Raw genomic sequence first — 19,891 nt, 5'->3', positions numbered from 1 at the left:
GAGCCGGGCAACCTCACTCCCCGCCTTCTTCGTACTTTTTTCGGAGCGTAGCCTGCTGGGTGCTTCGGGTGGCCGACTAGGATGGCTCTGTCGAACGTCGGCTGAGTCCGGCCATCCCGGGTCGAGCCGGTGAACCCTTCCAGCGCTCCGGAGACTGGTGCATCTCAAGAACCTGACCCTGCGGGGCTTCAAGTCCTTTGCGAGCTCGACCTCCCTGCATCTCGAGCCGGGAATAACCTGCGTGGTCGGGCCCAACGGGTCGGGCAAGAGTAACGTCGTTGACGCCATCGCCTGGGTACTGGGGGAGCAGGGTGCCAAGGCCCTGCGTGGCGGCACTATGTCCGATGTCATCTTCGCGGGCACGCCCGCTCGCCCGGCCTTGGGGCGCGCCGAAGTACTCCTGACGATCGACAACTCGGACGGCGCGCTCCCCATCGAGTACACCGAGGTGACCATCGGGCGACTGATGTTCCGCAGCGGCGAGAGCGAATACACGATCAACGGTACCGGTTGTCGCCTGCTGGATATCCAGGAACTGATGAGCGACTCGGGTATCGGCCGAGAGTTGCACGTGATCGTCGGCCAGGGCCAGCTCGACGCGGTCCTGCACGCGCGCCCGGAGGATCGCCGTGCGTTCATCGAGGAGGCCGCCGGCGTCCTCAAACACCGTAAACGCAAGGAGAAGGCACTCCGCAAGCTCGAGGCGATGTCGGCGAACCTCACCCGCCTCACCGATCTGTCCGCCGAACTGCGTCGGCAGTTAGGGCCGCTCGGTCGGCAGGCGGAGATCGCCCGTAAGGCCGGTGTGATTCAGGCTTCGCTACGGGACGCCCGCCTGCGCCTTCTCGCCGACGATCTCCATCGTGCCCAGGTCGCGATCACCTCCGACCTCGCGGACGAGGAGGCATTGCGGGCGCGGCTGACGACCACCGAGGCCGCTCACGCCGCGGCCGCCCGCCGTGAGGAGCAGCTGCAGGCCGACCTGACGGCGATCATTCCGCGCGCCACCGGCGCCCAGGAGACCTGGTACGCCCTGGCATCCCTGCGGGAACGGCTGCGGGGCACCCGTTCCCTCGCCGTCGAACGGGGTCGCCTGTTGCGTGCCGCGACCGACGACGTACGTGGGCGCCGCGACCCCGAGGAACTGGAACAGGAGGCCACGGCGGTCCGGGAGCAGGAAATCGCCCTCACCGAGCGGCTGGAGCGTGATCGGGATCTGCTCGCCGAGGTGGTCACCAGGCGTGCCGATCTCGAGGCCGCGCTCGCTCAGGAGGAGAAGGAACTGATCGCCGCGGCACGCGCGGCGTCTTTTCGCCGTGAGGAGATCGCGCGCCTTGCCGGCCAGGTGGAGGCCGCCAGGTCCCGTGCCACCAGTGCCGAGAACGAGATAGCACGGACGACCGAGGCACTCGACGCCGCGCGGGAGCGGGAGACCGAGACCTCGGCGTCACGTTCGGCCCTCGAGATCGAACTCTCTCGGATGGAGAGCGCACGGGAGGATCTCGCCGAGCAGCACAGCGCGGCCGTGGYAGTGCATGCCGCTGCCGCCGAGCGGCTCGAGGTCCTGCGCGGTGAGGAGCGTAGCGCCGAACGTGACCGCGCATCCTGGGCCGCGCGATGCGACGCGCTGCACCTCTCCCTCTCGCCGGCCGACGGAGCCGCGGCACTGTTGAGGGCTGCTACCGGCGCGCAGACCGGGCAGACCGCCTCGAACACGGCGGAGGACTCGGCTCCGGCACTGGATCCGACCCTCGAGGTGATCGGCCGGCTGGCCGGCGTCCTGAGCGTGACCGCCGGCGCGGAGGCGGCCATCGCCGCGGCGCTGGGCCCGGCGGCGGACGCCCTGCTCGTCGGCACGTCGGGGGATGCCATGGCGGCCTTTGCGTGGCTGCGGGAAACGGATGCCGGCCGAGCAGCGCTGGTGGCCGCCGTCACCGTCGCGGATGAGCCTGACGCCTGCGCCGGCCCTGACGCCTGCGCCGGCCCTGACGGCAGCGCGGCGATCGTCCCGGGGGCGGCCAGCGCCGACGGTCCGCTCCCGGCCKGTGCCGTTGCCGCGCTGGACCTGGTGGAGATCGGTGACGATCGGTTCCGTACCGCCGTGTCGTCCCTGCTCGCCCGGACTGTCGTGGTCGAGGATCTGGCGGCGGCCGAGCGGGCCACGGCGTTGCGCCCCGACCTGCGGGTGGTCACCCGCGCCGGCGACGTCATCGGTGCCCCCCTCTCTATCGGTGGCAGCGCGAACCCGCCGTCCGCGATCGAACTGCAGGCCGCGGCGGACGAGGCCGAGGCCGGCGTGGCGGAGGCGACCCGTCGCGTCGAGTCCGCCCACGAGGCGTTCGAGCCCGCGCGTGCCGAGGTGACCCGGGCCCGTACCGCCATCGACGCGGCACTGGCGGCGCTGCACGGGACCGATGCCCGGCACCGGGCGCTGTCCGAGCAGATGGCGCGGCTCGATCGTTCGGGAGGGGCCGCGGCATCCGAGATCGCCCGGTTGGAGGGCGCCCGATCACGGGCCGAAACAGCCCGTGATCGGGCATACGGAGCGTTGACCGAGCTCGAGGCGTCGCTCGCCGCGACATCGGAGCAGCCGGAGGCGGGGGAGCGGGCTCCGGATGAACGAGACCGGCTCGTCGCGGCTACCTCCGCCGTGCGCGCCGCCGAGGTCGAGGCCCGGTTGGCCGTCCGTACCAGCGAGGAGCGGGTGCGAGGCCTGCAGGGACGCGCCGACGGACTGATCCGCGCGGCGGCGAACGAGCGGGCGGCACGGGCCGCGGCGGCCCGTCGGCACGAGGTCCGCGAGCGGCAGGCGGCCGTCGCGACGGCGATGGGGGATGCGGCTCAGGTCGCTCTCGACCGACTGGACCATTCGCTGGCTCGCGCCGCGGCGGGGCGGGAGGAGGCCGACGCACTGCGCAAGGCCGCCGAGACGGAGCTGGTCGGGGTGCGTGACCAGGGGCGCGCTCTGGCCACCGAACTCGCGGCGCTGCGCGACGCCGCCCATCGCGACGAGCTGGCCCGAGCGGAGAAGCGGCTGCGGGTGGAGACCCTGGAAGCCAAGGCTCTGGAGGAGCACGGTATCGACGCCGATGACCTGGTGGCCGAGTTCGGCCCGGACACGCTGGTCCCGCCGGATGAGCCCGACGGCACCGCGGCGCCGTTCGATCGAGCCGAGCAGAGCGCCCGGGCCGCCACCGCGGAGAAGCAGCTGGCCCGGCTGGGGCGGGTGAATCCCCTGGCCCTCGAGGAGTTCGCCGCGCTTCAGGAGCGGGCCGCGTTCCTGTCCGCGCAGCTCGAAGACATCAAGAGCACCCGCCGGGATCTTCTGCTGGTCGTCGAGGAGGTTGATCTGCGGGTGCGTGAGGTCTTCGCCGTCGCGTTCGCGGACACCGCCCGTGAGTTCGAGATCGTCTTCTCGACGCTGTTCCCGGGCGGTGAGGGCCGGCTGGTGCTCACCGATCCTGATGACATGCTCACCACGGGCATCGAGGTCGAGGCGAGGCCGCCGGGAAAAAAGGTGAAGCGTCTGTCGCTGTTGTCCGGCGGGGAGCGTTCACTGACCGCACTCGCTCTCCTGCTCGCGATATTCCGGGCCCGCCCTTCGCCCTTCTACGTGCTCGACGAGGTCGAGGCAGCTCTGGACGACCGCAATCTCGGCCGACTGCTCGAGGCCGTCGAGGGTCTGCGTGAGAAGTCGCAGCTGATCATCATCACCCACCAGAAGCGGACGATGGAGATCGCTGACGCCCTGTACGGCGTGGCCATGCGGGGCGACGGGGTGACGACAGTGATCAGTCAGCGGCTGCGGGAGCGGGCGGCGCTCTGACGCCGCCGCCCTCCCGCCGGGCGAGCGCCACGGCCTTGTGGCGTCATCTGTCAGGATCGGTACGTGGAGCTCCTCATCCTGATCGTCGTCATCACCGTCGTCGTACTGGCCACCGTGGGCCTGGTGGCCGGCACGGCCCTGCGTCGACGCCCCCGCCGATCCATCGAGGAAGGCCCGCGCCCGGGCGCCGACTACCGTCCCGGGGTCGGTGACGACGCCGAGGTACCCCGCGATTCGGCGACCAGGACGGTCGACGACATCGGTCTTCCCGATGTGCTGCCGCCATCCCCGACGGAGAGCGATGGCGTCGGCGCCCCGCTCGCCGAGATACCGGCCGCGCCGGGGATCCCGGTCCAGGAGCGGATCCCACCGGAGGCACCGCCGCCGGCAGCCGGCCGCCTCGTCCGGCTGCGCCTGCGGCTGGCTCGTTCGCAGAACGCGCTCGGTCGCGGACTGCTCTCCCTGCTGTCCGGCGACAATCTCGACGAGGACGCGTGGGAAGACGTGGAGGCGACCCTGCTCCTCGCCGACGTCGGGGTCACGGCGACCACCGAGCTGGTCGCCGCGCTGCGGGAACGCACGAAGGTGCTCGGTGCCCGCACGCCCGCGGATGTGCGGGAGATGCTGCGCGACGAGCTGCTCGCCCAGATCGGTACGACGACCGACCGATCGCTGCGCACGACGGCCCCGGATCGTCCCGCCGTCGTGCTCGTCGTCGGTGTCAACGGCACGGRCAAGACCACGACCTGTGGAAAAATCGCGCGGCTGCTGGTCGCGGACGGGCGTACGGTCGTGCTGGGCGCGGCGGACACGTTCCGTGCCGCGGCCGCGGATCAGCTTCAGACCTGGGGTGAACGGGTCRGCGCGATCACGGTCCGCGGGGCCGAGGGGGGTGACCCGGCGTCGGTGGCGTTCGATGCGGTCCGACAGGGCACGCAGAGCGGCGTGGACACCGYGTTGATCGACACCGCCGGCCGGCTGCACACCAAGGCAGGTCTGATGGACGAGCTGGCGAAGATTAAAAGAGTGGTGGGCAAGCACGGTCCGGTCGACGAGGTGCTGCTCGTGCTTGACGCCACGACCGGTCAGAACGCGCTTGTCCAGGCGCAGGTGTTCACGCAGGCGGTTGATCTCACCGGAGTCGTGCTGACCAAGCTGGACGGTACGGCCAAGGGCGGGATCGTCATCGCCGTGCAGCGCGAGCTCGGTATGCCGGWGAAACTGATCGGCTTGGGAGAGGGTCCAGACGATCTTGCTCCCTTCGAGCCGGAGGCGTTCGTCGACGCGCTGTTGGGCGAAGCCGGCTGATCGATCGAGTGGCCGCCGGATCGACGAAGACCACAACGTGCTCAGCGTCAAGACCTTCCGGTCGTTCGGCATGTGACCTAAGCTTCATCACTGAGCGGAGCTGTGGGGCTCCGCGGTCAGCCGCGACATGTTCCTCGGTGTTCTCCTGGCTGGGGGGTGAGCGTCCGGCGAGGCGTCTCGCCCTCCTCAGCGCAGAGGGCGGACCCGGCAGGTGAATGACCAGGCCGGCGTCCGTGCGGGCATGCCTCGCCGGGCCGCGCACGTCGCGTCCGCGTCGATCGGCCGATGCGTGACGCCGTCGGTTGATCGGACACGGGGGTGTGCTGCCTTCGTCGTCGGGTGCGTACGCTGGTCCCTGCGGTCCGTCTGCGATCTCGGAGTGTGTGCGCGTGTTCGACACCCTTTCCAGCCGCCTCGACAAGGTCTTCGCGTCGCTGCGTGGCAGAGGGCGCCTTACCGATGCCGACATCGACGCCACCGCGCGGGAGATCCGGGTGGCTCTGCTCGAGGCGGACGTCGCGCTCCCGGTCGTCCGTGGCTTCGTGGCCGCGGTGAAGGAGCGTGCCCGCGGCGCCGAGGTCAGTGCGTCGTTGAACCCTGCCCAGCAGGTAATCAAGATTGTCAATGAGGAGCTCGTCGCGATCCTCGGCGGCGGCACGACGACGCTGCGGTACGCCAAGACCCCGCCGACGGTGATCCTGCTCGCCGGCCTGCAGGGAACGGGTAAGACCACCCTGGCCGGCAAGCTCGGGCGCTGGCTCAAGGCTCAGGGTCACACCCCGCTGCTGGTCGCGGCCGACCTGCAGCGTCCGAACGCGGTCAACCAACTGCAGGTGGTCGGGGCGCGGGCCGGGGTGGAGGTCTTCGCGCCCGAGCCCGGCAACGGGGTCGGGGATCCGGTGCGCGTCGCGCGCGACGCGCTCGCGCACGCGCACCGGCAGGTCTTCGATGTGGTCGTCGTCGACACGGCCGGGCGGCTCGGCGTCGACGAGGAGATGATGCGGCAGGCGGCCGACATCCGCGACGCCGTCTCACCGGATGAGATTCTCTTCGTCCTGGACGCGATGATCGGTCAGGACGCGGTCGCGACCGCGAGCGCCTTCGCCGATGGCGTGGGATTCAGCGGCGTGGTCCTGACCAAGCTCGATGGCGACGCGCGCGGTGGTGCGGCCCTTTCGGTCGCCCAGGTGACCGGTCGGCCGATCATGTTCGCCTCCACCGGTGAGGCCCTGGACGACTTCGACGTCTTCCACCCGGAACGCATGGCGTCGCGGATCCTCGGCATGGGTGACGTCCTCACCCTCATCGAGCAGGCCGAGAAGGCGTTCGAGGCCGAGCAGGCCGAGGCCATGGCGGCGAAGATGGTCGCCTCCGAGTTCACTCTCGAGGATTTCCTCGAGCAGATGCTCGCGGTCCGCAAGATGGGCCCGATCGGCAACCTGCTCGGCATGCTGCCGGGGATGGGCCAGATGAAGGATCAACTGGCGCAGGTCGACGATCGGGACGTCGATCGGGTGGTTGCGATCATTCGGTCCATRACGCCGACGGAACGGCGTGATCCCAGGATCCTGCAGGCGTCCCGCAAGGCTCGGGTCGCGCGTGGATCCGGGGTCACGGTCACCGAGGTCAACCAGTTGCTGGACCGGTTCGCCGAGGCCCGCAAGATGATGCGACAGATGGCTGGCGGCATGGGGATGCCGGGGGGGATGGGTCGAGCGAAGGCCGCCTCGGCTCGCAAGGCCGCGAAGAAGGGCAAGGGAGCCAGTCGCAAGGGTAATCCGGCGGCACGGGCGGCCCAGGCCAAGGCGCAGAAGTCCACTGCGCAGGAGCGGGCGGYGAAGGGCCCCGCGCTTCCGGACGGCATGCCGGATCTCTCGGCGCTGATGCGGCAGCAGGACGGCTTCGGTGGGATGCCGCCGCGCGGCCCCCGCGGGGGCCGTTGACCCGCGCGATGCGGCCGTGGGGCGGGTGCACGGGCTCCCCGCTCGTGTGCGGCGGTCACGATCTGGCAGACTGTAAGCTCAATACAGGCCCTGCCTGCCAGCGTCGGTGTGGCTGCCCTCATTCCTCGCGGTGTCGCGCGGGAGATGTGTGAGTGGCTGTCCGGCGCGGGTGCTTCCCACCACCGGGGCTCCATGCGCAGCCATGGAAAACCAGTGGTCATCGACATGTCTGGAGCCGTTCGACCACCGTGGCAACCAAGATTAAACTGCAGCGTCTCGGCAAGATGCGCGAGCCGCACTACCGCATCGTCGTGGCCGATGCCCGTACCAAGCGGGATGGTCGGGTCATCGAGTCCATCGGGCAGTACCACCCCAAGTCTGACCCGAGCATCATCAAGGTCGACGCCGAGCGGGTGGGGCACTGGCTCTCGGTCGGTGCACAGCCCACCGAGCCCGTCCTCGCGATCCTCAAGGTCACCGGGGACTGGCAGAAGTTCAAGAACCTGCCGGCGCCCCCGCCGATGAAGGTCGCCGAGCCAAAGGCGGACAAGCGGGAGATCTTCCAGGCGGCCGCGCGGGCCGCCGCGGGCGCCGAGGACCGGCCGGCGACCACGCCGAAGAAGGCCAAGAAGTCCGGGTCGGCAGAGGAAGCGGAAGCCGCCCCGGCCACGGACGCACCGGCCGCGGGGCAGTAGGTGCTGGAGGCGGCCCTCGAACATCTCGTGCGAGGCATCGTCGATCACCCCGACGACGTCCGGGTGGACCTGAACAACGGTCGGCGTGGACGCACCCTGGAGGTGCGGGTGCACCCCGAAGATCTCGGGAAGGTCATCGGTCGGCGAGGTCGTACCGCTCGTGCGCTGCGCACGGTGATGGGTGGTGTCGGAGGCCGGGGCCTTCGGATCGACGTCGTCGATGTGGATCGTTAGGATCYGTCGGCGTTGTCGCGAGCTTCGTCCTGATTGCCCGAGAAGTCGTGGCTGAGGAGATCGTCGTCGGGCGGATCGGCCGTCCGCATGGCATCCGCGGTGAGGTCACGATCGAGATTCGTACCGACGTGCCCCACCGCAGGTTTGTCGTAGGGGCGGTCCTCGGTCGCGAAGGGGGGGGGACTGCGCTCACCGTCTCCGGCGCTCATTGGCACTCGGGCCGCCTGTTGCTTCACTTTCGCGGGGTGGACGATCGTGGCGCCGCGGAGGCGCTGCGCGGCGTGCTCCTGACCATCGACGCGGATCAGGCGGGATCGCCGCTCGACGACGCCGACGGTGACGGCGAAGCCGTGGAGATGTGGTGGGATCGGGACCTGGTCGGCCTGCGGGCGGTGACCACGGCGGGCATGTTGTTGGGGCACGTCACCGACATCATTCACTCCCCTGCGGGAGACCTGCTCGCGATCGGCGGCCCGGACGGTGGCGAGCATCTCGTCCCCTTCGTCCGTGACATCGTGCCGACCGTCGACCCCCCCGCCGGCCGGATCGTCGTGGATCCGCCGCCCGGCCTGCTCGATCTCGATTAACCCGGGTCCTGGGCGGGAAGTCGGCTGCGCGCCCTCGGCCCGGTCTTCGGCTGGCGGGTAGATCGGGTTTCTGGGCAGGCAGCCGATATCTCTGAAAGAGCCGATATCTCTGAAAGCAGCCGATGCGCGCCGACATCGTCACCATCTTCCCGGCCTATCTCGAGCCCCTGCGTCTGTCGCTCGTGGGCCGGGCTCAGGAGCACGGAACCCTGCAGATCCATACACATGATCTGCGGATGTGGACCACGGATGTTCATCGCACCGTGGATGACGCCCCCYACGGGGGAGGCCCGGGGATGGTCATGCGGCCCGAGCCCTGGGACGCGGCGTTGTCGCAGATCACCGCACGAGTGGCCGATAGCCGGCCCCGGGTCGTCGTGCCGACCCCGGCGGGGACTCCGTTCACTCAGCGCCACGCCGAAGAACTGGCGCGCGAGCCCTGGCTGGTGTTCTGCTGCGGGCGCTACGAGGGCATCGACGCCAGAGTGATCGAGACCTGGGCCGATGACGAGATCTCCATTGGAGACTATGTGCTGGCCGGGGGCGAGGCCGCGACCCTGGTGATTCTCGAAGCGGTTACGCGGCTGCTGCCCGGAGTACTCGGTAACAGCGCCTCAGTCGCCGATGACTCTTTCTCCGACGGCTTGCTGGAGGGCCCGGTCTACACCCGTCCGCCGGTATGGCGGGGGACCGAGGTGCCGCCCGTTCTCCGCTCAGGCGATCATGAGGCGATCGCCCGCTGGCGTCGTTCCCAGGCGCTTCGTCGTACCCTGTTGCGGCGCCCGGACCTCCTGGAACACCGCGAGTTCGCCGAAGCGGACCGAGTCGTACTCGCTGCCGCCGCGGCCGAGGCGGCCGGGCGGATGCTGCCGGCCCCCACCGAGGGGACGGGCCTGATCCATCATCGTGACGTCGAGGGGCCGGGCGAGGGGTAGGGCGGTCCGCTCTCTCTCCCGGGTGTGGCACAGTAGGATGCAGTGTCCGTCGGTTCGTGACCGGTTCGGGCGGCCTCGGGTCGCATGTCTTTCCCGCGGGACACCTCGCGGTGATTGCGTCCACCCATGCCGGCCGGGTCGGCCTCGACCACGGATTGYCCACCTCGGTGCGTTCCGGGGCCGCGGACCATCCATCTCAACTCTTCAGGAAGCGACTGCCATGCACACCCTGGACAGCCTCGACGCCGAGTCGCTGAGGACCGACGTGCCCGAGTTCTGGCCGGGCGACACCCTCAASGTCCACGTGCGGGTCGTCGAAGGAAACCGTCAGCGCATCCAGGTCTTCCAGGGTGCCGTCATCCGCCGCCAGGGTGGCGGGGTGCGGGAGACCTTCACCGTCCGTAAGGTCAGCTTCGGCGTAGGCGTGGAGCGGACCTTTCCCCTCCACAGCCCGATCGTCTCGAAGATCGAGATCGTGAGCCGTGGTGACGTCCGACKGGCCAAGCTGTACTACCTGCGTCAGCTGCGCGGTAAGGCCGCCAAGATCAAGGAGAAGCGTGAGCCGGTCGCGCGCTGAGGCCACCGCCACCCCGTGACGCGTCCGGATTCTCCATCCGCGACTTGCCGGTTGCCCGTGCAGGTGGCGCCGCCGTTGATGGACGAAGATAGGCGGCACGGTCCGCAACGCTGTCGCAAGGTGCGGCTGGTGGCACGTCGACCGGTCCGATGAGGTTTGACGGTCGATTCTGCGAGGTGGCGGCGTGAATGCATCCGATCCCAGTGGGCCTCGGGTACCGGGAAGAACCGATGGCGGTCAGCCGGACGGTGCGTGGCCGAGYCCTGCGGCCGAGCCTGACGGCCCGAAGGACCAGGCACAGCCCGACGGTCCGGAAGCCACCGGTCGTCGGGTTTCCCGGCCCGAGGCGGCGCGGACCCGTGGCCGTGGCTCGTTCCTCCGCGAGCTCCCGGTCCTTGTGCTGATCGCCTTTCTGCTCGCCCTGCTCATCAAGGCTTTTCTGGTCCAGGCGTTCTGGATCCCCTCGGAGTCGATGGAGCGGACGCTGCTGGTTGACGACCGGGTTCTCGTCAACAAGGTCGTCTACCACTTCCGCGACGTGCACCGGGGTGAGATCGTCGTCTTCAATGGCAAGGGAACCGGATTCGATCATGCCGAGTCCGTCGTCCCGCCGCCGAGCAACGCGTTCAGCAGGTTCGTTCGTGGCGCGCAGAACCTGTTGGGTCTCGGGGCCCCGAGCGAGACCRACTTCATCAAACGCGTCATAGCGGTCGGCGGCGACACGGTCGCGTGTTGCGATACCGCGGGCAGAGTCTCGGTCAACGGCCATCCGCTCGACGAGCCGTACGTCTACCAGAACGACTATCAGCGGTTCGGTCCGCTGACCGTCCCGGCTGGCTACCTGTGGGTGATGGGTGACCATCGCGGGGCCTCCTCGGATGCCCGGCAGAACGGACCGATCCCGAAGCATGCGGTGGTGGGACGGGCCTTCGTCCGTGTCTGGCCACTTGGCCGGTTCGGATTCCTGGGCGTTCCGAACGATTTCGCCGGGATTCCCGCCGCGTCGGTGCTGCCTCCGGCTCCTCGTGCGTCGGCCGGGTCGACCACATCCGCCGCGCTGTCTTCTACCGGCGACGCCGTGGTGCCGCTGCCGGGCTACCCGGCCACGGATGACGTATCCCTGTTCGCCCTTGCCGTGCTGATCCCTCCGGCGTGGACCGCCACCCGTCGGCCTCGCCGGATGCCACGAGGATMCACGCGCACGCGCGCACCAGGGACGGCTCGCCGCCGCGGTCCGTCATGAGACACTACGGTGTCGCTCTTCGCCGGGATGCCGGGCTGTTCGGTTACGAGCGCGCCCTGAACAGGCATGGTCTCGGCCCGGTCGCAGGGGTCGATGAGGCGGGTCGTGGGGCATGCGCCGGACCCCTGGTCATCGCCGCGGTGATTCTGGCTCCGGAGGCTCGTCAGCGGCTGGCGCGGTTGGCTGACTCCAAGCTCCTGACCGAGCAGATCCGTGAGAGCGTTTTCGAGGACGTGATGGCCGCCGCCGCGGCGTGGTCGACCGTCGTCATCTCCGCGGCCGAGATCGATCGGGTCGGCTTGCACGTGGCCAACATCACCGGAATGCGACGCGCGGTGGCGCGCCTGTCTGCGCGCCCGGGTTACGTGCTCACGGATGGATTCGCGGTCGCCGGTTTCGGAGTGGAGTCGTTGGCGGTGGTGAAGGGAGACCGGGTGGTCGCGTGCGTGGCGGCAGCTTCGGTCGTGGCGAAGGTGACGAGGGACCGGATCATGCGTGCGTTGCACACGCGCTATGCCGAGTACGATTTCGCGCAGCACAAGGGATACGTCACCGCGGCCCACGCGGCGGCGCTGGCGCGCTGCGGACCGTGTGACGAGCATCGGATGTCGTACGTCAACGTGGCTGCGCATGCGGCGACGACGAGGGAAGCACGATCGTTGCGGCTGGAGGACAGGGTGCTTGTGACCAGCCGGCATGGCGTCACGGAGACTGTATGAGCGCGGAAGACCTCGAGAAGTATGAGACCGAGATGGAGCTGCAGCTCTATCGCGAGTACCGCGACGTGGTGGGGCTGTTCTCGTATGTGATCGAAACCGAGCGCCGCTTCTACCTCGCGAACGACTACCAGATCGAGGTCAGGAACAGCACGGACGGCGAGGTCTTCTTCGAGTTGATCTTGCGGGACGCCTGGGTGTGGGACATGTTCCGGCCTGCGCGTTTTGTTAAGAATGTCCGAGTAGTCACCTTTAAAGATATCAACGTCGAGGAGTTGACCAAGGCCGAGCTCTGACGCCGACTCTCGGCGTCACGCTTTCCCGGCCCGGCTGCCTGATCGCCTCGGCATCTTGATCGTCTCGGCGGTATGTTCGGCGGATCGGCACCTCATTCCGGTCGGCTGTCGCCTGGATCGACGGTGCGATTCGACCCGTCACCGAAGTCCGTGATGACCCGCTGAGATGTCCGCCCAGCTCGCTCCTGTGGAGAAACCCTCGTCATCCACATGTCGATCATGTGGATGGCTCTCCGGCCCGCCCACGTCCACGCTGGTCACGACCGGCGGGCACCCGTCCCCCGGCGAACGGGAGCGGCGATGCGGGCAAAGGACGCACTGGGCAGGTTCGGCGAAGATGTCGCCGCCCGCCATCTGGCGGCGGTCGGCGCCGAGATCCTCGACCGTAACTGGCGCTGCCGCGAGGGYGAGCTCGACCTTGTTGTGCAGGACGGTGAGAGCCTGGTGTTCTGCGAGGTCAAGACCCGATCCGGGACGCGTTACGGATCGGCCGCCGAGGCCGTCGTAGGTCGCAAGGCGGCTCGGATCAGACGCCTGGCCGCCCGGTGGCTCGCCGAGCACCCCCACGCCTCGTCATTGGTGCGTTTCGACGTCCTCCTGGTGTCCCGTCCTTCGACGGGTCCGGTTCGTGTCGAGCACATCCGGGGAGCGTTCTGATGGCTCTCGCGCGGGCCCGGGCGGTGGCGGTCGTCGGGGTCGAAGGTCACATCGTCGAGGTGGAGGCGGATCTCGCCGATGGTCTTCCGCGGCTGACTCTCATCGGTCTGCCCGATGCCGCGTTGCATGAGTCGCGGGATCGGATTCGCGCCGCGATCGTGAACTCGGGCCAACGGTGGCCTGATCGGCGCATCACGCTCGGGTTGTTCCCCGCCACCCTCCCGAAATCGGGCAGTGGTTTCGACCTGGCCATGGCGGTGGCGATCCTCACCGCGGCCGGCGTGGTGYCGCGCGCCGCCCTGCTCCGTCGGGTACTCATCGGCGAGTTGGCGCTGGATGGCCGGGTGCGCGGTGTCCGCGGGGTRCTCCCGGCGGTACTTCGGGCGGTGGCTGCCGGTGTCGAACGGGTCGTGGTGCCGGCGGGCAACGCCGCCGAGGCGGCGCTGGTACCGGGCGCGGTGGTGGAGCCCGCTGTCGATCTCATCAGTGTGCTGGCGCTCCTGCGGGGAGAGATCGCCGCCGAGCCCGTGGCGGCCCCCACGACCGAAGCTGCCTCCACCGACGGTCAGGCCGGGGATCTGGCGGACGTGGCGGGGCAGAGCAGGGGCCGGCTGGCCGTCGAGGTCGCGGCGGCCGGTGGCCACCACCTGTTCATGCAGGGGCCGCCCGGCAGTGGCAAGACCATGCTGGCCGACAGACTGCCCGGGTTGCTGCCGAACCTCGGTACCGAGGCCGCTCTCGAGGTGACCGCGGTCCATTCGGTCGCCGGCCTGCTGCCCGCGGACTGCCCGCTCGTCACCCGACCGCCGTATCGCAGCCCGCACCACAGCGCGACCCCGGCGGCACTCGTCGGGGCAGGCTCGACGGTGATCCGGCCCGGGCTGGCCAGTCAGGCGCACCGGGGCATCCTATTTTTGGACGAGGCTCCGGAGTTTACCCGTCAAAGTCTCGATGCGCTACGTCAACCGTTGGAGAGCGGAGAGATCGAGATCGCCCGCGCTCGCGCGACGACCCGGTTTCCCGCCCGCTTTCAGCTGGTTCTGGCGGCGAATCCCTGCCCGTGTTCGAAGGCCCGTGGCCCGCGCGCGGTGGGCTGCGAATGTCCGAGCCTGGTCCGTCGGCGCTATCTGGCCCGTCTGTCCGGGCCGCTCCTGGATCGGATCGACATCCAGGTGGCGTTGAGCGCTCCCAGCCGGGCGGAGCTACGGGCGGACCGTGGCCAGGGTGATTCGTCCGCGGTTGTCGCGGCGCGGGTCGCCGCGGCCCAGGATGCGACCCGGGTCCGACTGGCCGGAACGCCGTGGCGGCTCAACGCGGAGGTGCCGGGGCCGGCGATGCGCCGCCTGTGGCCGCTGCCGGCGAGGGCGACGGCCGTGGCCGAGCGGGCATTCGAAAGAGGCCTGCTCACCGCGCGCGGTCTCGACCGTGTCCTGAGGTTGGCGTGGACCTTCGCCGATCTCGCCGGCCGGGGCACGCCCGGTCCCGAGCAGTTCGGTGCCGCGCTGGATCTGAGATTGCCCGGGTGGTCGGCATGAGCGTGGGAGACCCCCATGGGGACGCTCCTGACCGTGACGTGAACCGTGTCGCCCAGCAGGAAGAAGCCGCAGAAGAAGCCGCATCCGGTGCCGTCTTCAGGGAGTGGGACATGAGCTCGACGACTCCGCCGGATGCCCGGGGGGCGGATCCCGCTTCCGCGCCCGGGAGGGTGGCACCGGGTGACAGCGACTGGTCGGATCCCGAGCGGTTGGCCCGTGTCGCCCTGGCTCGCGTCTTCGGCCCGGAACATCGTCGCGTGGCCGTCGAGGTCAGGCGTCGGGGTGCGTTCGAGGTGTGGAATGCGCTCCGGGCGGCGCATCCGAGTGTCGATCCGGTTCGGGACCTGGACGCGGCATGGCGCGCCGGCGCCCGGCTGGTCTGTCCCCAGGACGCCGAGTGGCCCCTCGAACTGGATGCCCTGGACCGCCTTCGGGACGCGGGGGATGGTTCGATGATCGGCACTCCACTGGCTCTGTGGGTTCGCGGTCCGCTCAACCTGAGCGAGCTCCCACCCCGGGCGGTCACAGTCGTGGGCTGCCGGACCGCGACCAGCTACGGGCTGCATCTCGCCGGAGAGATCGCGTTTGCGATGGCGGAACAGGGATGGGCCGTGGTGTCGGGAGCCGCGTTCGGCATTGACGCAGCGGCACATCGGGGGGCGTTGGCCGCAGCCGGACCGACGGTGGYGGTGCTCGCCGGGGGTGTTGACGTTCCCTACCCGACCGCCCATGTGGAACTGCTGGAGGAGATCGCCCGTACCGGGGCGGTAGTCAGCGAGGTGTCGCCGGGCACGCCGCCGTACCGACGCCGATTCCTCACCCGTAATCGCATCATCGCGGCTCTGTCCCGGGGGACGGTCCTGGTCGAGGYGGGCCACCGTAGCGGCGCGCTGAACACGGTCGCCCACACCCGTCGGCTCGGTCGTCCCGTCATGGTCGTTCCGGGACCGGTGACCAGCGCCATGAGCGCAGGCTGTCACCGGCTGCTCCGGGACTTCCGTGAACAGACGGTTCTGGTCACCGGGGCCGAGGACATCAGGGAGGAAATCGCGAGTATCGGATCGCTCGTACAGCGGCCGGCGAGCGGGAATGGCCCGCGGGACGGATTGTCCGAGGCGGTGCGCGAGCTTCTCGACGCGATGCCGRCCCGCGCTGCCGTCGGGGTGTCCGTGYTGGCGCGCCGCACCGGCCTGCGCCCCGAGGCGGTGCTGGCGATGCTGGGCCCACTCGCGGTGGAGGGGCTGGTCGAGAACGTGGCGGGCGGTTACCGCCTCACGGATCTGGGCCGAGCGCCGTCGAACCCGTCCCATCCCGCAACGTCCGGCAGGAGGTCCGGTACCCAACCGGGTGCCGCCCACGGCGGGGCGGATCGTTCCCCGACGCGCAGTACCGCGGATCCGGGACTCGACGGGGAAAACCCCGACGGCGAAAACCCCGACGGGGAGACCTGAGTCAGCCCGGATGCAATGTCCCCGGGTGCAGTGTCACGGACGCCGCGGCGTCTTGACGAGAACCATCGATGTTGCCACGGTCGTCTCATGGTCCTGCGAGGCGAGAGCGCCGAGGRGCCCGCCGACGGTCGGCTTCTGCCGCGGCAGCGCTCCCGAGCGACGTGTGGATCAGACGCCCGGCCAGTCGAGATCGTCGAGACACCCGAGTCCGACTGGGACACGGCGGTCGCGGGTTTTCTCCGCCACCTCATCGCGGAGCTGGCCCGATCTCCTGAGACCGTGCGTGCCTACGCCGCCGACCTCGCTAACCTGCGCGCTCATGCGGAGCGGATGGGCTGTTCGGTCCTCGCCGACCTCGATCTGGCGCTTTTGCGGAGCTGGCTCGCTTCGATGCGCGCCGCCGGGGCGGCGCCGGCAAGCCTGGCCCGGCGCGCCTCGATGGCCCGGGTCTTCTCTTCCTATGCGGCGCGCCATGGCTTCCTCGACACCGACGTCGCCGCACGGCTCGTGGGTAACCGTACGGTCAGAAGGGTGCCTGAGGTGCTCACCGCCGCGGCCGCGCGTCAGCTCCTTGAGAACCCTTCGCCTGATGTGTCGCCCCCGGGCACGTCGCAGCCGTCCGGGCTGCCGGACTCGACGGCAGACTCCGAGCGGGTCGTACGGCGGGCGGTGGAGCTGCGGGACGCACTCGTTCTCGAGCTTCTGTATGGCAGCGGAATCCGGGTGTCCGAGCTGTGCGGTCTTGACCTGGGGCACATTGATGACGACCGAAGGTTGCTGCGGGTCCTCGGTAAGGGCGGCAAGGAACGCAGCGTGCCGTTCGGTGTGCCGGCGGTGGCCGCCCTACGGTCCTGGAGATCAACGGGACGGCCGCGGCTGATGACCGCTCGTAGCGGGCGTGCGCTGCTCCTCGGCCTGCGCGGAGGTCGCCTCGATCCGCGCACGGTACGGCGGATTCTGACGACGAGGGTGGCGGCCGGTGTCGCTCCGGCCGGCCTGACTCCGCATGGTCTGCGGCATTCGGCGGCGACGCACATGCTGGAAGGCGGGGCCGATCTGCGCTCCGTCCAGGAATTTCTCGGCCATGCGAGTCTCGCGACCACGCAGATCTACACCCATGTGACACCGGAACGGTTGCGCGCGGCCTTCGAGCAGGCTCACCCCCGAGCCTGAGACAAGGCCGGGGGACCCAGGGGAGCGATCTGCTGGGAGGAGGGGCAGGAGGCGGGGCGGAGTTCTGCGGAAGAACAGCAGGGGATCGAGGTAGTCTATCCCGCGCAGAAGCCCCCAGTGCAGGCATGCGGCCACCGGACAGCCTGGATGGCCATCGCTCATCCAGCCGAGCAGGTCTCCGGCTCGGACCGCGGTTCCGGGGCTGATCGCCGGCGTCAGTGGTTCGTAGGTCGTGCGGAGGTCGCCATGCGTGACGGTGACGATGCCGCGGTTCGCCACGGACCCGGCGAAACTCACCACCCCGTCGGCCGCGGCGAGAACCGGGGCGGCCGGAGAGGCCTTGAGGTCGACTCCGCGATGACCGGGTCCGTAGGGCGAAGGCGGGCGTTTGAAACCGCGGCTCACCGTGACGGCCCCCGACAACGGCCATCGCAGAGCCCGGACCCCGCCGCCGTGGGCCGGCGGTGCCGCGGAGTTCTCCGGTCCGACGTCGCCGGGTGGCGGGTCCGGGTGCTCGTCCCCTTCTCCGCCGCCCAGCGGGCCAGCGGCCGGCGGGGTCACGGCCGGCCGCGTTCGTTCCCCGGCCCGGCGGGCCGCCGGCCGGAGGGATCGTGGGGCGGAGGGAGGCCGGACGGCGGGAGTCGCCGGTCGTCGAGGTGACGAGGTCGCCTTCGGCGCGGGGGCCGGGGGCGAGGGGGCCGGATGTGCCGCCGGCGTTGACCGCGCCGTGGACGGAGCAGGTGTCGTCGAGGGTTCCGCCGACGTGCCGGGGGTGAGCCTGAGAGGAGGTGGGCCCGCGGTCCTCACCACAGCCCGAACCTGGCTGACCCCCAGAGCCTGCTCGATGACGTCGTGGCGGGGCTCGGTACGGAATCCGTCACCGGGGCCGAGCCCACCGGCGGAGTCGGTCGCACCGGACGGGGCAGACCGCCCAGGCTCGGACAAGGACTCGGGCAAGGCGGTGGTGCTCCGTTGCGGATCACGTGCCGCCAGGACGAGGCGTGGCCCGTCGGCGTGTGGCTTGATCGGCATCGTGACGGGCCGTCCCAGGGCGATCAGGATGGCGACCGCCGGGATGACGAGCCAGAGCGGGTCGAAGCGTGGCAAAGGGGGCATGACGGTGACACCTCCGGGTCCGGGGGAGGCGCGGCGGCCGGATCCGGTCCAGGTCCGCTCGTCCGGCCGCCGCTGTGCCGGTCCGAAGGGGGAGCGGACCGGCCTCGTCCACGGTGCGGCGTTTTGACGCCGTTGGGTAGACCGGCCGTGTGATCTGTGGATAACTCCCGCCGCGTGCTGTCGATGCCCGCGCTCTGTGGACATCGCCGGCCGGTCCGTTGATCCGATCCGACGTGGTAGTCCGATGGATCCTCGTGCCCGGCGGGTATCATCGATCGCAGGGCCCGTCCACCGGGCCCAGTTCGCACGCCCACTGTCGATGATCCGGATCYGATCATCGGAAGGGTCTCCTCGGTCCGCCGCACAGCGGCGGCCACGACCAATCGGGCGTCAGGGGCTGCCGTCGTCAGATGGCGCCGTCACAACCGAGGCGTCCCGGCCCAGGCCGGGCGGGAAGGAGCGACGTCCGATGGCCGTCGTCACCATGAAGCAGCTGCTGGAGAGCGGTGTGCACTTCGGGCACCAGACCAAGCGCTGGAATCCGAAGATGAAGCGGTACATCTTCACCGAACGTAACGGCATTTACATCATCGACCTGCAGCAGACACTGTCCTACATCGACCGCGCCTACGACTTCGTCAAGGAGACCGTGGCGCACGGTGGGACGGTCCTGTTCATCGGGACGAAGAAGCAGGCMCAGGAGGYAATCGAGGAACACGCGGCCCGGGTCGGAATGCCGTACGTCAAGGAGCGGTGGCTCGGTGGCATGTTGACCAACTTCTCCACGGTCTACAAGCGTCTTCAGCGGCTCAAGGAGCTCGAGGAGATCGAGGTGACCGGTGGTACCGAGGTGCGCACGAAGAAGGAGCAGCTCGTGCTGACCCGGGAGAAGGTCAAGCTGGAGCGCACCCTCGGCGGTATCCGCGACATGAGCCGGGTGCCGAGCGCGGTGTGGGTCGTCGACACCAAGAAGGAGCACATCGCCGTCGGTGAGGCCCRCAAGCTCGGCATTCCCGTCGTGGCGATTCTCGACACGAACTGCGACCCGGACGAGGTCGACTACCCGATCCCCGGCAACGACGACGCGATCCGCAGCGCTGCCCTGCTCACCCGGGTGGTCRCCGATGCGGTCGCGGACGGTCTGATGGCCCGTGCGGGCGCCTCGAGCTCTGCCGATGCCAAGCCCGAGCAGTCCGCGGGTGAGGAGCCGCTCGCCGAGTGGGAGSAGGCCCTGCTGCGTGGTGAGGCACCTGCCGAGGCCCCGGGTGCGGTGGAGCCGGCGACGGCGGAGCCCGCGGACGGGACACGGCCGGACGCCGCGGTCGGCACCGCGGTCTGACCCGCTACCGCGTCTCATTCGCCTGCGGTGGTGGCGATCGACCAACGGTGACATTGTGTGAGGATGACGGTGGTTCCCCGAGTCGGGTCGGGGACCACCGCTCCCGAATGTCAGGCCTGGTTCCGGTGGTCGGACCCGTGCACCGGATCGGGCGCGCAGCCAGGGCCGCTCGGGCGGGCGCTCCCGCGGCGCCCGGCGGGCACCGCGGGACCGGGGCCGATAGAACTACGACAGCATCCAGACCCACACCGACGAGAAGA

16 protein-coding genes and 1 pseudogene are annotated in these 19,891 nt (G+C 69.9%); 16 read left to right on the top strand and 1 reads right to left on the bottom strand.

Annotation, left to right across the window (positions count from 1 at the left end; genetic code table 11):
* Positions 1-157 precede the first annotated feature (157 nt).
* The 15 genes from smc to CcI156_RS10250 all read left to right on the top strand — a co-directional run bounded on the left by smc (position 158) and on the right by CcI156_RS10250 (position 17,176).
* Positions 158-3,826 (top strand): chromosome segregation protein SMC, encoded by a 3,669-nt coding sequence (gene smc, locus CcI156_RS10320; RefSeq protein WP_076805434.1) that lies wholly within the window; start codon positions 158-160, stop codon positions 3,824-3,826.
* Positions 3,827-3,889: 63 nt separating this feature from the next.
* The gene (gene ftsY, locus CcI156_RS10315; protein ID WP_076805433.1) at positions 3,890-5,134 is read left to right on the top strand and encodes a signal recognition particle-docking protein FtsY; all 1,245 of its coding nucleotides are present in this window, start codon (positions 3,890-3,892) and stop codon (positions 5,132-5,134) included.
* A gap of 389 nt (positions 5,135-5,523) precedes the next feature.
* Complete coding sequence (gene ffh, locus CcI156_RS10310) at positions 5,524-7,077, top strand: signal recognition particle protein (protein WP_076805471.1); 1,554 nt, start codon at positions 5,524-5,526, stop codon at positions 7,075-7,077.
* A gap of 248 nt (positions 7,078-7,325) precedes the next feature.
* A complete protein-coding gene (gene rpsP / locus CcI156_RS10305; RefSeq protein ID WP_011437970.1) occupies positions 7,326-7,772 on the top strand; it encodes a 30S ribosomal protein S16 in 447 nt (148 codons plus the stop codon).
* Positions 7,773-8,006 carry an RNA-binding protein gene (locus CcI156_RS10300; RefSeq protein ID WP_011437969.1) on the top strand — a complete coding sequence of 78 codons (234 nt, stop codon included), beginning with the start codon at positions 7,773-7,775 and terminating at the stop codon, positions 8,004-8,006.
* 47 nt (positions 8,007-8,053) lie between these two features.
* Complete coding sequence (rimM, locus tag CcI156_RS10295) at positions 8,054-8,593, top strand: ribosome maturation factor RimM (RefSeq protein WP_011437968.1); 540 nt, start codon at positions 8,054-8,056, stop codon at positions 8,591-8,593.
* Between the two features lie 122 nt (positions 8,594-8,715).
* Positions 8,716-9,528, top strand: coding sequence for a tRNA (guanosine(37)-N1)-methyltransferase TrmD (gene trmD, locus CcI156_RS10290; protein WP_076805432.1), 813 nt, complete (start codon positions 8,716-8,718; stop codon positions 9,526-9,528).
* Positions 9,529-9,748: 220 nt separating this feature from the next.
* Complete coding sequence (rplS, locus tag CcI156_RS10285) at positions 9,749-10,105, top strand: 50S ribosomal protein L19 (RefSeq protein WP_076805431.1); 357 nt, start codon at positions 9,749-9,751, stop codon at positions 10,103-10,105.
* 184 nt (positions 10,106-10,289) lie between these two features.
* Entirely contained in the window at positions 10,290-11,348 is a 1,059-nt protein-coding gene (lepB, locus tag CcI156_RS10280; protein ID WP_076805430.1) for a signal peptidase I, read from the top strand.
* Entirely contained in the window at positions 11,345-12,067 is a 723-nt protein-coding gene (locus CcI156_RS10275; protein ID WP_011437964.1) for a ribonuclease HII, read from the top strand. Before lepB ends, CcI156_RS10275 begins: the two co-directional genes overlap by 4 nt.
* A complete protein-coding gene (locus CcI156_RS10270; protein ID WP_011437963.1) occupies positions 12,064-12,360 on the top strand; it encodes a DUF2469 domain-containing protein in 297 nt (98 codons plus the stop codon). The genes CcI156_RS10275 and CcI156_RS10270 overlap by 4 nt, the downstream gene beginning before the upstream one ends.
* 300 nt (positions 12,361-12,660) lie before the next feature.
* Positions 12,661-13,017: a YraN family protein gene (locus tag CcI156_RS10265; RefSeq protein ID WP_011437962.1), complete on the top strand. Its 357-nt coding sequence runs from the start codon at positions 12,661-12,663 to the stop codon at positions 13,015-13,017.
* Positions 13,017-14,552, top strand: coding sequence for a YifB family Mg chelatase-like AAA ATPase (locus tag CcI156_RS10260; RefSeq protein ID WP_076805429.1), 1,536 nt, complete (start codon positions 13,017-13,019; stop codon positions 14,550-14,552). The genes CcI156_RS10265 and CcI156_RS10260 overlap by 1 nt, the downstream gene beginning before the upstream one ends.
* Before the next feature lie 110 nt (positions 14,553-14,662).
* A complete protein-coding gene (dprA, locus tag CcI156_RS10255) occupies positions 14,663-16,003 on the top strand; it encodes a DNA-processing protein DprA (RefSeq protein ID WP_076805470.1) in 1,341 nt (446 codons plus the stop codon).
* 87 nt (positions 16,004-16,090) lie between these two features.
* Positions 16,091-17,176 carry a tyrosine-type recombinase/integrase gene (locus tag CcI156_RS10250; RefSeq protein WP_371681793.1) on the top strand — a complete coding sequence of 362 codons (1,086 nt, stop codon included), beginning with the start codon at positions 16,091-16,093 and terminating at the stop codon, positions 17,174-17,176.
* A 93-nt stretch (positions 17,177-17,269) separates the two neighbouring features.
* On the opposite strand, the pseudogene CcI156_RS26175 reads toward CcI156_RS10250, so the two are convergent.
* Positions 17,270-18,208, bottom strand: a pseudogene (locus tag CcI156_RS26175) (M23 family metallopeptidase); the annotation flags it as partial.
* 553 nt (positions 18,209-18,761) lie between these two features.
* On the opposite strand from CcI156_RS26175, the gene rpsB reads away from it, so the two are divergent.
* On the top strand, positions 18,762-19,631 hold the full coding sequence (gene rpsB, locus CcI156_RS10240) for a 30S ribosomal protein S2 (protein WP_076805426.1): 870 nt from the start codon (positions 18,762-18,764) through the stop codon (positions 19,629-19,631).
* The last annotated feature ends 260 nt before the right edge of the window (positions 19,632-19,891 follow it).

Source organism: Frankia sp. CcI156 (assembly GCF_001983015.1).
In the GTDB taxonomy this organism is placed as follows: domain Bacteria; phylum Actinomycetota; class Actinomycetes; order Frankiales; family Frankiaceae; genus Frankia; species Frankia casuarinae.
This window is presented reverse-complemented; position numbering and strand designations above follow the sequence as displayed.

Excerpts from the sequence above, each read along its gene's own strand:
- CcI156_RS10275 (WP_011437964.1), top strand. The coding sequence starts at position 11,345 with ATGAGACACTACGGTGTCGCTCTTCGCCGGGATGCCGGGCTGTTCGGT.
- CcI156_RS10270 (WP_011437963.1), top strand. The coding sequence starts at position 12,064 with ATGAGCGCGGAAGACCTCGAGAAGTATGAGACCGAGATGGAGCTGCAG.